Raw genomic sequence first — 12,835 nt, forward strand, 5'->3', positions numbered from 1 at the left:
CGCAGTGCTCCCCGTGCACCCATGATGTGTGAGGGTGCCACCTGTGCGCATTGCCGGTTTCCGGAAGCGTTCACCGGTGCTTGAATGCCGGTGAGCCGCCGACGGCTTCGGCAGAACCCGGTCGGCGGCTCACGGTGCGGTGCGGCGGTCCGGCGCTCAGGATGCCGGGCTCGGGCCAGGAACGCTCAGCGCGGCGAGCCGCTCCTCGAAAGGCGTGACCTCCTCGAAGGAGTCCCGTCGGGGCAGCCGGCGGCCCGCCGACGGCCCCGACAGCCCCGCCATGAGCGCGGCCAGCTCGGTCGCGGCCCGCTCGATCCGGGCGTCGAGTCCCTCCGCGCCCCAGTCCTCGGAGGCGGCGTACACCCCGGTGGGGACGACGACCGCCTTCAGGTAGGCGAAGAGCGGGCGCAGCGCGTGCTCCAGCACCAGGGAGTGCCGGGCGGTGCCACCGGTCGCGGCGATCAGCACCGGCTTCCCGGTGAGGGCGTCGTCGTCGGTGACGCTCAGCGCGTCGAAGAACGACTTGAACAGCCCGCTGTACGACGCCGAGAACACCGGCGTGACGACGATCAGCCCGTCGGCCGCGGCGACCTCGGCGAACGCGTCCGTGAGCGCCGGCGCCGGGAACCCGTTGGTGAAGGTGTGCGCGATCTCCACGGCGAGGTCGCGCAGCTCGATCACCCGGACGTCGGCCGGGGCGGGCTCGGGTGCGGTGGCGGCCGGGGCGGCGACCGCGGCCAGCCGGTCGGCGAGCAGCCGGGTGGACGACGGCACGCTCAGCCCCGCGGAGACGACGACGAGCTTCATGCGCGCGCTCCTTCCTTCTCCTGCTTCTCCTGGTCGGCGGCCTTGGCGGCCAGCAGCGACGCGTGGGTCGGCGCGTCCGGCACGTCCGCCGGACGGTCCTTGGCGAACTCCTTGCGCAGCACCGGCACGACCTCCTCGCCGAGCAGGTCGAGCTGCTCGAGGACGGTCTTCAGCGGCAGCCCCGCGTGGTCCATCAGGAACAGCTGGCGCTGGTAGTCACCGGCGTAGTCGCGGAAGGCGAGGGTCTTCTCGATCACCTGCTGCGGCGAGCCGACGGTCAGCGGCGTCTGCGCGGTGAAGTCCTCCAGCGACGGTCCGTGACCGTAGACGGGCGCCACGTCGAAGTACGGCCGGAACTCGCGCACCGCGTCCTGGCTGTTCTTCCGCATGAACACCTGGCCGCCGAGGCCGACGATCGCCTGCTCGGGCGTGCCGTGCCCGTAGTGGGCGTAGCGGGCCCGGTACAGCTCGATCATGCGCTTGGTGTGGTCGGCGGGCCAGAAGATGTTGTTGTGGAAGAAGCCGTCGCCGTAGTACGCGGCCTGCTCGGCGATCTCCGGGGAGCGGATGGAGCCGTGCCACACGAAGGGCGCGACCCCGTCCAGCGGACGCGGGGTGGAGGTGAAGCCCTGGAGGGGGGTACGGAACTTGCCCTCCCAGTTCACGACGTCCTCGCGCCACAGGCGGTGCAGCAGGGCGTAGTTCTCGACGGCGAGGTTGATGCCCTCGCGGATGTCCTTGCCGAACCAGGGGTAGACCGGCCCGGTGTTGCCGCGCCCCATCATCAGGTCCACCCGGCCGTCGGCCAGGTGCTGGAGCATCGCGAAGTCCTCGGCGATCTTCACCGGGTCGTTCGTGGTGATCAGGGTGGTGGAGGTGGACAGCACCAGCCGCTCGGTACGGGCCGCGATGTAGCCGAGCATGGTCGTCGGTGACGAGGGCACGAAGGGCGGGTTGTGGTGCTCGCCGGTCGCGAAGACGTCGAGCCCGACCTCCTCGGCCTTGAGCGCGATGGCGACCATGGCCTTGATGCGCTCACGCTCGGTCGGCGTACGGCCCGTGGTCGGGTCGGGCGTGACGTCGCCGACGGTGAAGATGCCGAACTGCATGATCGCTCAACCTCCAGGTTGTTGACGGTTCAACTATACCCGTGGAACGGAGCGCCTCCGGCCGTTATTCCGCAGGTCCGCCGCCCGGCGCACACACGGGGTGTACTGGACGCGCGACCGGCCCGCACTGACCGCGTACCCGGCATGCGAGGCTGCCCGCATGCTCGTGCTCCGCTCCGCCGCCCTCTTCGTCGTCGCCGCCCTGTTCGAGATCGGCGGCGCCTGGCTGGTGTGGCAGGGGGTGCGCGAGCAGCGCGGCTGGCTGTGGGCGGCGGGCGGGGTCCTGGCCCTCGGCGCCTACGGCTTCGTCGCCACCTTCCAGCCCGACGCCCACTTCGGCCGCATCCTCGCCGCGTACGGCGGGATCTTCGTGGCCGGCTCGATCCTGTGGGGCGTGGTCGCCGACGGCTACCGCCCCGACCGCTGGGACATCGCCGGGGCGCTGGTCTGCCTCGCCGGGATGGCTCTGATCATGTGGGCGCCGCGCAACGGCGGCTGACTACCCTGGTCGGCGACCGTCCGCACCGCCCGCCGTACGCCACCAGGAGCAGCCCATGGCCACCGCAGCCGCCGCCCCGTCCGCCGCCTCCCGTATCGCCGTCGTCACCGGCGCGAGCAGCGGCATCGGCGCCGCCACGGCCCGGCAGCTCGCCGCGGCCGGGTACCGCGTGGTCCTCACCGCCCGCCGCAAGGACCGCATCGAGGCGCTGGCGGAGGAGATCGAGGCGGCCGGCCACAAGGCGACGGCCTACCCCCTGGACGTCACCGACCGGGAGGCGGTCGACGAGTTCGCGACCGCGTTCAGGACGGTCGGCGTCCTCGTCAACAACGCGGGCGGCGCGCTCGGCGCCGACCCGGTGGCCACCGGCGACCCGGACGACTGGCGCCGCATGTACGAGACGAACGTCATCGGCACCCTCAACCTCACCCAGGCCCTGCTCCCCAAGCTGGATGCGAGCGGCGACGGCACGGTCGTGGTCGTCTCCTCGACCGCGGGCCTGTCCACCTACGAGGGCGGCGCGGGCTACGTCGCCGCCAAGCACGGCGAGCACGTCCTCGCCGAGACCCTGCGCCTGGAGATCGTCGGCCGCCCGGTCCGCGTCATCGAGATCGCGCCCGGCATGGTCAAGACCGACGAGTTCGCCCTGACCCGCTTCGGCGGCGACCAGGACAAGGCGGCCAAGGTCTACCAGGGCGTCGCCGCCCCCCTCACCGCCGACGACGTCGCCGACACCATCACGTGGGCGGTCACCCGCCCCGCCCACGTCAACATCGACCTCCTGGTCGTCCGCCCCCGCGCCCAGGCGTCGAACACGAAGGTGCACCGGGAGGGCTGAGGCGGGGTGGGTAACTCACAGGGGTGAAGCGGGTCCGATTACCCGAACGGCTGTTGAACTGGCGATCTAGGCTCACGCCACAACATCCAACGTGACGGCCCTCGGCCGGGATGCCGGTCCCGACCGAGAACCTGACCAACACGGAAGGAGCTGCAACCTCCGCATGTGGCGCCTCCGCACGGGCCAAGTACCCATGCCTAACGGGCAGTGACCGGTGCGAGAGGCCCCCAATGTCACCCGAGGGCCTCTCGCATCATCCCTTCACGCACACGAACTGCTTCAACTTGGCCACGACCTCGACCAGGTCACGCTGCTGACCCATCACCTGGTCTATGTTCTTGTACGCCCCCGGGATCTCGTCCAGCACACCGGAATCCTTGCGGCACTCCACTCCTCTGGTCTGGGTCTCCAGGTCCCGAACCGTGAACCGCCGCTTCGCGGTATTCCGGCTCATGCGCCGCCCCGCCCCGTGCGACGCGGAGTTGAACGCTTTTTCGTTACCGAGCCCTTTCACGATGTACGAACTGGTCCCCATGGAGCCCGGGATGATCCCGTACTCATCAGAGCCCGCCCGAATGGCGCCTTTGCGGGTCACCAGGAGATCCACGCCGTCGTACCGCTCCTCCGCCACATAGTTGTGGTGACAGGAGATCTCCGGCTCGAAGACCGGCTTGGCCTTCTTGAACTCCTTGCGGACCACGTCCTTGAGGAGCGCCATCATGAGGGTGCGGTTGTGCTTCGCGTACTCCTGCGCCCAGAACAGGTCGTTGCGGTACGCCGCCATCTGCGGGGTGTCCGAGACGAACACGGCGAGGTCGCGGTCGACCAGGCCCTGGTTGTGCGAGAGCTTCTGGGCGATGCCGATGTGGTGCTCGGCCAGCTCCTTGCCCACGTTCCGGGATCCGGAGTGCAACGTGAGCCACACTGCACCCTCAGCATCGAACAGCAATTCGATATAGTGGTTTCCCCCGCCTAGTGTCCCCATCTGTCTCCCGGCCCGCTCCCGCCGGAACTTGACCGCCTCCGCCACCCCGTCGAACCGCCCCCAGAAGTCGTCCCACCCGGCCGTCGCCAGCCCGTGGAAGCAGCCCGGGTCGACCGGGCTGTCGTGCATGCCCCGCCCCACCGGGATCGCCTGCTCGATCTTCGAGCGCAGCCGCGACAGGTCGCCCGGGAGGTCGTTCGCCGTCAGGGAGGTCTTCACCGCCGACATGCCGCAGCCGATGTCGACGCCGACCGCCGCCGGACACACGGCGCCCTGCATCGCGATCACCGAGCCGACCGTGGCGCCCTTGCCGTAGTGCACGTCCGGCATGACCGCGAGGCCCTTGATCCACGGCAGGGTCGCGACGTTGCGCAGCTGCTGGAGCGCGCCCTCCTCGACCGTCGCCGGGTCGGTCCACATCCGGATCGGCACCTTCGCGCCCGGCATCTCCACGTACGACATATCGTCCTCATTCCCCCGGAAAACATACAGAAGTCTCGAAGCGCAAAACCGGCGCCAAGGGCAGCCAAAGGGACGACTGACCGGCGTTCACGGCGGCGCGTGCGATACACATTGTCTCCAGGGGACGCCCCCGCGCGGCAAGCGAATAACCAGCGGGGACACTGGAGTACCGACCACAGCCACACCGGCGAGAGGAGCCGCACCGTGCAGCGGAAGGCCTACGTACCCGGCGTCGCCGCCCTCCTTGCGGCGTTGCTGGCCGGCTGCACCGGCGGCTCGGACGGCGGCGCCACGGCGGACGACTCGAACCCCGGGCAGCCCGGTGTCGCGACGGAGGCGGCCGAGCCCGGCAAGTACCGCACCCTTCCGGAGCCGTGCGGCGCGGTCGGCCACAAGGCGCTCGACACCCTCCTGCCCGGCATCGAGGAGATCGCCGACGAGGAGCAGCGCGAGAAGGCGTACGCGGGCGAGCCGACGCTCGCGTACGACACGGACCGCAAGGTCGGCTGCCGCTGGAAGGTGGAGTCTGCGGAGGCCACCGACCATCTCTTCGTCGACTTCGAGCGGGTGGTGTCGTACGACAGCTCCGTGAGCGACGACAGCGAGGCCGAGCAGCTCTTCGCCAAGCAGGTGGAGGCCGCCGACCTGCCCGAACCGATCGTCTCGGAGTCCGGGTCCGCCGCCTCGGACTCCCCGTCCGGCAGCCCTTCCTCGTCCTCCGGGGAATCCGGGGAATCCGGCGAATCCGGGGAGCCGCCCACCGGTGCGGGCGGCACGCCCTCGTCGTCGGCCTCCGTCCCCTCGTCCTCCTCTTCGTCCTCGTCCTCGTCGAGCGCGTCCTCCGACGAGACGCCCGCCGACGTCCAGCCCCGGCTCCTCGACGACCTGGGCGACGAGGCGTTCGTGGACGACGCGCTCAGCAGCTCCGGCTCGACGGCGAAGCGGCGCACCGTGACTGTGGCGTTCCGCACGTCGAACGTCATGGTGACCATCGAGTACGCGGAGCAGTCGGCGACGCTCGGAGTCGTCCCGGACAGCGAGGAAATGCAGGACATGGCGCGGAAACTGGCTTCCCAGCTGGCGGATTCACTGGGCGGTTGAGTCCCGCCGGTGCTCCCGCGCGCCCGCGCGCGGTGCGCCGGAAGCGGGACCGCACGATTTCTTCACCGCGTACCGTGGCCCCTCGGACCCGTTCCGAACGCAGGAACCACGAGTGCCATGAGTGAAGGAACCATGCAGCTACGAGCCCAGCGTGACCAGCGAGACCCGCAAGCGAAGCGAGCGAAGCGACTCACCCGCGTCCTTGTCGGCGCGGCCGCCGTACCCGTGATGCTGGTGGCAGCCGGCTGCTCCTCGGACTCCGGCTCAGGAGACGGCAAGGACAAGGCCGCGGAGGAGTCCGCCGCGTCCAAGTCGGCGAGTCCGTCCCCGACGGTGCAGGCGGCGGCGTTCCGGAAGCTTCCGGAGCCGTGTTCGGTGGTGACGAAGAAGACGCTGGACGACCTGGTGCCGAAGGGCGACTCCGGCAAGGAGGGCTCGTCCGACGACACGGCGACGCGGGCCAGTTGCTCCTGGGACAGTCTCGACGACAACGGCGTGAAGGGCTCTCAGTTCCGCTGGCTGAGCGTGTCGATGCTGCGCTTCGAGTCGGACGTGACGCGCGGCGAGGGCGACAAGCTGGCGCGTGACTACTACCAGAAGCAGCTGAAGGACACGCAGACCGCTCAGGGCGCGAAGAGCGTCAAGACGGCCCCGGTGAGCGGCACGGGCGACGAGGCGTCGGTGGTGCGCTACGACCTGAAGAAGAAGGAAGGCACCTTCAAGCAGCAGACGGTCGTGGTGCGGGTCGAGAACGTCGTCCTCACCGTGGACTACAACGGCGCGGGCCTGGCGGGCGACAAGACCCCGGACGCGGACGACCTGGTGAAGGACGCGCAGAAGGCGGCCAAGGAGGCGGTGGCCGCGGTGACGAAGGCCAACGGCGCCGCCGGCGGCGGCAAGTCGAGCGGCACGCCGTCGGCCCCGAAGTCCCCCTCCGACGCGGCGTCCCAGTCGGCCTCGGCGTCCCCCTCGAAGTCGGGCTGACGGTCTCTTGGGCCCACCGGCCACCCGTTCCCCGTACACATGTGCCACTCTGTTGCGCGCAACAACAGGCACTGGGAGGGGAGTACGGGTGGCCGCGCCACTTCAGCTGACACGGACGCATCGCGTTCTCATCGGCATGGTCGTCTTCGGCGCCGTCATCATCGCCGGGATCGGCTTCGCGGGTTCCTACGCGGCGGTGCGGGAGCTGGCCCTGAAGAAGGGCTTCGGCAATTTCAGCTATGTCTTCCCGATCGGCATCGACGCGGGCATCTGCGTGCTGCTGGCGCTGGACCTGCTGCTGACCTGGATCCGCATCCCGTTCCCGCTGCTGCGGCAGACGGCGTGGCTGCTGACGGCGGCGACGATCGCGTTCAACGGCGCGGCGGCCTGGCCCGACCCGCTGGGCGTGGGCATGCACGGGGTGATCCCGATCCTGTTCGTGGTGTCGGTGGAGGCCGCCCGGCACGCGATCGGCCGGATCGCCGACATCACCGCCGACAAGCACATGGAGGGCGTCCGCCTCACCCGCTGGCTGCTCTCGCCGGTGCCGACGTTCCTGCTGTGGCGCCGCATGAAGCTGTGGGAGCTGCGCTCCTACGAGCAGGTGATCAAGCTGGAGCAGGAGCGGCTGGTCTACCAGGCCCGGCTGCGTTCCCGCTTCGGCCGCGCCTGGCGGCGCAAGGCCCCCGTCGAGTCCCTGATGCCGCTGCGACTGGCCCGCTACGGTGTCCCGCTGGCGCAGACCGCCCCCTCCGGGCTGGCGGCGGCGGGCATCGAACCGGCCCTGCTCCCGCCGGCCCCGCGGCCCCAGGAGCCGGCCCCCGAGGCGGCGCCCCCGGCCGGACAGCGTGCCGAGCTGGTCAAGGGCCCCGAGGCGGACGCGCCCCGGCCCGCGGACCGGCCGCCGAACGCCGCCGGGGAGGAGGGCGGCCCCGAGCAGAGCCCCTGGTTCAACACCCGCCAGGTCGCCTACCAGGGCGGTTACGACCCCACGTACGATCCGGCCGAGCAGTACGCCCAGTGGTACGAGGAGCAGCAGCAGGCCGACCAGTACCGGGACCAGTACGAGGAGGAGCCCCCGCTCCAGGAGCCCTCGCCGGAGGAGACCGGCAGCTTCCCGATACCGGTCGTCCCGGGCCGCACCCGTGAGCTGGGTGAGGGCGCCGGCACGGCCGAGCCGCCGCCGACGGAGGAGGACTACTACACGGTCTTCCGGAAGTCGATCGACGGCAGCTACCCCACGGTCGCCCAGTTCCGGGGCGACGTGGAGGCGACCTTCGGAGTGCCGCTGGCTCCGCGTGAGGCCGATCGCAAGGTGAAGGCGTTCACCGAGCGCCACATGCGTGAGCTCCAGGAAGAGCACATCGCCTAAGGGTGGTCAACGACGGAGGGGCGCCCGGCGAACACCGGGCGCCCCCTCCGCGTACCGCTTACTCCCTTTGCTCCCTTTACTCCCCGAGCAGGGTCCGCACCCGTTCCTGTCCCACCGCGAGCAGCAGCGTGGGCAGGCGCGGGCCGGTGTCGCGGCCGACGAGCAGGTGGTACAGCAGCGCGAAGAACGTCCGCTGGGCGGTCTTGATCTCCGGCGGCAGTTCCTTGGGCGTGGCGTCGGCGGGGAAGCCGGCCTGGACCTTGGGGACGCCGTAGACGTGGTGGGTGAGCCCGTCCAGGGACCAGTGGTCGGCCAGCCCGTCGAGCAGCAGCCGCAGCGACTGCCGGCTCGGCTCGTCGAGGGACTTGAGCAGCTCGGCGTCGGGCTCCTGGCGCACGATGGTGCGCTGGTCGGCGGGGACGTGGGTGTTGATCCACGCCTCGGCCTTGTCGTAGCGCGGCCGGGCCTCGTCCAGCGACGCGATCGGGTTCGCCGGGTCCAGCTCGCCGAGGATGCGCAGCGCCTGGTCCTCGTGGCCGGCGGTGATGTCGGCCACGGAGGCCAGCGTGCGGTACGGCAGCGGCCTGGGCGTGCGCGGCAGCTCGCCTGCGGCCGTGCGGACGGCGCGCGAGTGGGCGGCGGCGTCGGCGGGCAGGGCGCTGCCGTCGGCGACCTTGGCGTCGAGGCGGTCCCACTCGTCGTACAGCCGCTGGATCTCCTGGTCGAAGGCGATCTTGAAGGACTGGTTGGGGCGGCGGCGGGCGTACAGCCAGCGCAGCAGCTGCGGCTCCATGATCTGGAGCGCGTCGGCCGGGGTGGGCACCCCGCCCTTCGACGACGACATCTTCGCCATGCCGCTGATGCCGACGAACGCGTACATCGGCCCGATCGGCTGCTTGCCGTCGAAGATGCCGACGATCTGCCCGCCGACCTGGAACGACGACCCGGGCGACGAGTGGTCCACGCCGCTGGGTTCGAAGACGACGCCCTCGTAGGCCCAGCGCATGGGCCAGTCGACCTTCCAGACCAGCTTGCCGCGGTTGAACTCGCTCAGCCGCACGGTCTCGGAGAAGCCGCAGGCGGTGCAGGCGTACGTCAGCTCGGTCGAGTCGTCGTCGTACGCGGTGACCGTCGTCAGGTCCTTCTCGCAGTTGCCGCAGTACGGCTTGTACGGGAAGTACCCGGCGGAGCCGGAGCTGCCGTCGTCCTCGGCGGCGGCGCCGGAGCCCTCGGCGGCCTCCAGCTCGGCCTCGTCGACGGGCTTCTGCGACTTCTGCGGCTTCTTCGCGGGCGCCTTCTTCGTCCGGTACTGGTCGAGGATCGCGTCGATGTCCCGCCGGTGCTTCATGGCGTGCAGGATCTGCTCGCGGTAGACACCGGTGGTGTACTGCTCGGTCTGGCTGATGCCGTCGAACTCGACGCCCATCTCGGCGAGCGAGGCGACCATCGCGGCCTTGAAGTGCTCGGCCCAGTTCGGGTACGAGGAGCCCTTGGGGGCCGGGACCGACGTCAGCGGCTTGCCGATGTGCTCGGCCCACGACTCGTCGACGCCCGCGATGCCGGCCGGGACCTTGCGGTAGCGGTCGTAGTCGTCCCAGGAGATCAGGTGCCGGACCTCGTGCCCCCTGCGGCGCACCTCGTCGGCGACCAGGTGCGGGGTCATGACCTCGCGCAGGTTGCCGAGGTGGATGGGGCCGGAGGGGGAGAGTCCGGAGGCGACGACGACCGGTTTGCCCGGGGCACGACGCTCCGACTCGGCGATGACCTCGTCCGCGAAACGGGAGACCCAGTCGGTGGTCTCTGTGCTCTGAGCCACGATCGGCACGTCCTTCTTTCTGACTCGGGCAGCCGGTACGGTCGCACGGCTGACCGCTCCATTCTCCCAGCCCGGCCCGCATCCGCGAAAACCGCTTTTCACCGCGTGGGATACTCGGTTTCCGTAGTACTTCCAGGAACCCGAGCAGAACGGCGAACCACTCCATGGCCTCGGTCACGTCCCTCACCGACTCCGTCCGGCAGCAGCTCGCGTCCGCCCTCACGGCCACCCGGCCGGAGGCCGCCGGCGCCGACCCGCTGCTGCGACGAAGCGACCGGGCGGACTACCAGGCCAACGGCATCCTCGCCCTGGCCAAGAAGGCGAAGGCCAACCCGCGGGAGCTGGCGGCCGAGGTCGTCGCGCACATCACGACCGGCGACGAGCTGATCAAGGACGTCGAGGTCTCCGGGCCCGGCTTCCTCAACATCACCGTCGCCGACCGGGCGATCACCGCGAACCTCGCCGCGCGGCTCTCGGACGGCGAGCGCCTCGGCGTGCCGCTGAAGGAGGACGCGGGCGTCACGGTCGTCGACTACGCCCAGCCGAACGTGGCGAAGGAGATGCACGTCGGCCACCTGCGCTCCGCGGTCATCGGCGACGCCCTGCGCGGCATGCTCGACTTCACCGGCGAGCAGACGATCGGCCGGCACCACATCGGCGACTGGGGCACCCAGTTCGGCATGCTCATCCAGTACCTGTTCGAGCACCCCGGCGAGCTGGCCCCGGCCGAGGACGTCGACGGCGAGCAGGCCATGTCGAACCTGAACCGGGTGTACAAGGCGTCGCGCGCGGTCTTCGACGCGGACGACGAGTTCAAGGAGCGGGCCCGCAAGCGGGTCGTCGCCCTGCAGTCCGGCGACAAGGAGACACTCGAGCTGTGGCAGCAGTTCGTGGACGAGTCGAAGGTCTACTTCTACTCCGTCTTCGAGAAGCTCGACATGGAGATCCGCGACGACGAGATCGTCGGCGAGTCCGCGTACAACGAGGGCATGCCCGAGACCGCCCGCCTCCTGGAGGAGATGGGTGTCGCGGTGCGCTCCGAGGGCGCGCTGGTGGTGTTCTTCGAAGAGATCCGCGGCAAGGACGACCAGCCGGTCCCGCTGATCGTGCAGAAGGCCGACGGCGGCTTCGGCTACGCGGCCTCCGACCTGACCGCGATCCGCAACCGCGTCCAGGACCTGCACGCCACCACGCTGCTGTACGTCGTCGACGTGCGCCAGTCGCTCCACTTCAAGATGGTCTTCGAGACCGCCCGCCGGGCCGGCTGGCTCGGTGACGAGGTCACCGCGCACAACATGGGCTACGGCACGGTGCTCGGCGCCGACGGCAAGCCCTTCAAGACGCGCGCGGGCGAGACCGTACGCCTCGAGGACCTGCTGGACGAGGCGGTGCAGCGGGCGGCGGAGGTCGTGCGCGAGAAGGCGCGGGACCTCACCGAGGACGAGATCCAGGAGCGGGCCGCGCAGGTCGGCATCGGCGCCGTGAAGTACGCGGACCTGTCGACGTCGCCGAGCCGCGACTACAAGTTCGACCTGGACCAGATGGTCTCGCTCAACGGCGACACCAGCGTGTACCTCCAGTACGCCTACGCCCGGATCCAGTCCATCCTCCGCAAGGCCGGCGAGGTCCGCCCCGCCGCCCACCCGGAGCTGGCGCTGCACGAGGCGGAGCGCGCGCTGGGCCTGCACCTGGACGCGTTCGGGGACACGGTCTTCGAGTCGGCCGCGGAGTACGCCCCGCACAAGCTGGCCGCGTACCTGTACCAGCTGGCGTCGCTGTACACGACGTTCTACGACAAGTGCCCGGTGATCAAGCCGCAGCCGCCGCAGGACGTGGCGGAGAACCGCCTGTTCCTGTGCGACCTCACGGCCCGCACCCTGCACCGGGGCATGGCCCTGCTGGGCATCCGGACGCCCGAGCGCCTCTGAGTACGGCCCGGAGGTGAGGGCGGGGCCGCCCCCGCCCTCACCGCAGCAGCGTCAGGCCCTCGGGGGCGTCGATGCCGAACTCCTCCGCCAGCGCCCGGCGGGCCTCCGTCTCGTCGGACAGCTTCCGTTCGGTGACCGTGCCGTCGTCGGTACGCGTGACGGTGAGGCGGTCGCCGTCGAGGAGCAGGTGCGCGTCCGGGGTGAGCCGCTGGACGTAGGGGCGCCGGGAGAACGGGGAACGCGGGTTCGTGGCGATGTGCCAGTTGATCACCTCGTAGTCGGCCGGCTCGAACGGCTCCGGGGTGAAGGCGTACTGCGCCTGCCAGCCACCCGCGACGTGCGCCTCCAGCACCCACGTCTCCAGCGGCCCCCGGTGCGGTGCGTGCACCAGCCGGTGCCGGCGTCCGGCGTCGTGGAACTCGGTGTCCGCGGTCAGCGGCACCGGTTCCAGCAGCGAGCCGAGGGCGCCGAAGCCGACGTCGGCCAGATGGGGCTGCGGATCGCCGGGCAGCTCGGCGAGGAGGGCCATGTGCGTGCGCGGGCGGTCCTCGAAGCGGTCCGCGCCGACGACGACCCGCGCGGTCAGCCGGGTCACCCGGACGCCGAGCGCCTCCAGGGCCGCCGCGAACAGCGTGTTGTGCTCGTAGCAGTAGCCACCGCGCCGGCGGCCGTGGACCAGCTTGGCCATCAGGTCGCAGAGGTCGAGGGAGGGGGCACGGCCGCCCAGGGCGTCGAGGTTCTCGAAGGGGATGGTCCTCAGGTGGGCGAGCTGCACGCCGCGGAGCGTGGCCGTGTCGGGCCGCCGCCCGCCCTCCCACCCGATGCGCTCGAGGTAGGCGTCCAGGGAGAAGGGTGTCGTCGTCGTCCGTGCACTGTCGGCCATGGCATCACCGTACGTGCGGCGACGACACCCTTGCCCTCGGCAATTGGTCCT

General features: G+C 70.7%; 11 protein-coding genes. 6 read left to right on the forward strand and 5 right to left on the reverse strand.

What is annotated here, in order from left to right:
* Window positions 1-156: 156 nt before the first annotated feature.
* Both ABS735_RS34515 and ABS735_RS34520 read right to left on the reverse strand, forming a co-directional pair.
* A complete protein-coding gene (locus tag ABS735_RS34515; protein WP_373904013.1) occupies window positions 157-807 on the reverse strand; it encodes an FMN reductase in 651 nt (216 codons plus the stop codon).
* Entirely contained in the window at window positions 804-1,916 is a 1,113-nt protein-coding gene (locus ABS735_RS34520) for an LLM class flavin-dependent oxidoreductase (RefSeq protein WP_373904014.1), read from the reverse strand. The genes ABS735_RS34515 and ABS735_RS34520 overlap by 4 nt, the downstream gene beginning before the upstream one ends.
* Before the next feature lie 160 nt (window positions 1,917-2,076).
* Here ABS735_RS34520 and ABS735_RS34525 point away from each other — a divergent pair, with 160 nt between their 5' ends.
* Complete coding sequence (locus ABS735_RS34525) at window positions 2,077-2,415, forward strand: YnfA family protein (RefSeq protein ID WP_030145264.1); 339 nt, start codon at window positions 2,077-2,079, stop codon at window positions 2,413-2,415.
* 55 nt (window positions 2,416-2,470) lie between these two features.
* Window positions 2,471-3,253 carry an SDR family NAD(P)-dependent oxidoreductase gene (locus ABS735_RS34530; RefSeq protein WP_373904015.1) on the forward strand — a complete coding sequence of 261 codons (783 nt, stop codon included), beginning with the start codon at window positions 2,471-2,473 and terminating at the stop codon, window positions 3,251-3,253.
* Window positions 3,254-3,506: 253 nt separating this feature from the next.
* Here ABS735_RS34530 and ABS735_RS34535 read toward each other — a convergent pair whose 3' ends face one another.
* On the reverse strand, window positions 3,507-4,700 hold the full coding sequence (locus ABS735_RS34535) for an RtcB family protein (protein ID WP_373904016.1): 1,194 nt from the start codon (window positions 4,698-4,700) through the stop codon (window positions 3,507-3,509).
* A gap of 204 nt (window positions 4,701-4,904) precedes the next feature.
* Between ABS735_RS34535 and ABS735_RS34540 the strand changes: the two genes are divergently transcribed.
* The 3 genes from ABS735_RS34540 to ABS735_RS34550 all read left to right on the forward strand — a co-directional run bounded on the left by ABS735_RS34540 (window position 4,905) and on the right by ABS735_RS34550 (window position 8,157).
* Window positions 4,905-5,801 carry a DUF3558 domain-containing protein gene (locus tag ABS735_RS34540; RefSeq protein WP_373904017.1) on the forward strand — a complete coding sequence of 299 codons (897 nt, stop codon included), beginning with the start codon at window positions 4,905-4,907 and terminating at the stop codon, window positions 5,799-5,801.
* A 132-nt stretch (window positions 5,802-5,933) separates the two neighbouring features.
* Window positions 5,934-6,785: a DUF3558 family protein gene (locus ABS735_RS34545; RefSeq protein WP_373904018.1), complete on the forward strand. Its 852-nt coding sequence runs from the start codon at window positions 5,934-5,936 to the stop codon at window positions 6,783-6,785.
* Window positions 6,786-6,873: 88 nt separating this feature from the next.
* Window positions 6,874-8,157 (forward strand): DUF2637 domain-containing protein, encoded by a 1,284-nt coding sequence (locus tag ABS735_RS34550; RefSeq protein ID WP_373904019.1) that lies wholly within the window; start codon window positions 6,874-6,876, stop codon window positions 8,155-8,157.
* Window positions 8,158-8,233: 76 nt separating this feature from the next.
* Here ABS735_RS34550 and lysS read toward each other — a convergent pair whose 3' ends face one another.
* Entirely contained in the window at window positions 8,234-9,982 is a 1,749-nt protein-coding gene (gene lysS, locus ABS735_RS34555; protein ID WP_373904020.1) for a lysine--tRNA ligase, read from the reverse strand.
* A 155-nt stretch (window positions 9,983-10,137) separates the two neighbouring features.
* Between lysS and argS the strand changes: the two genes are divergently transcribed.
* Complete coding sequence (gene argS, locus ABS735_RS34560) at window positions 10,138-11,901, forward strand: arginine--tRNA ligase (protein ID WP_373904021.1); 1,764 nt, start codon at window positions 10,138-10,140, stop codon at window positions 11,899-11,901.
* A 37-nt stretch (window positions 11,902-11,938) separates the two neighbouring features.
* Here argS and ABS735_RS34565 read toward each other — a convergent pair whose 3' ends face one another.
* Window positions 11,939-12,784: an arylamine N-acetyltransferase family protein gene (locus ABS735_RS34565; protein WP_373904022.1), complete on the reverse strand. Its 846-nt coding sequence runs from the start codon at window positions 12,782-12,784 to the stop codon at window positions 11,939-11,941.
* Window positions 12,785-12,835: the final 51 nt, after the last annotated feature.

It is taken from the genome of Streptomyces sp. MMCC 100 (assembly GCF_041538145.2).
GTDB lineage: Bacteria > Actinomycetota > Actinomycetes > Streptomycetales > Streptomycetaceae > Streptomyces.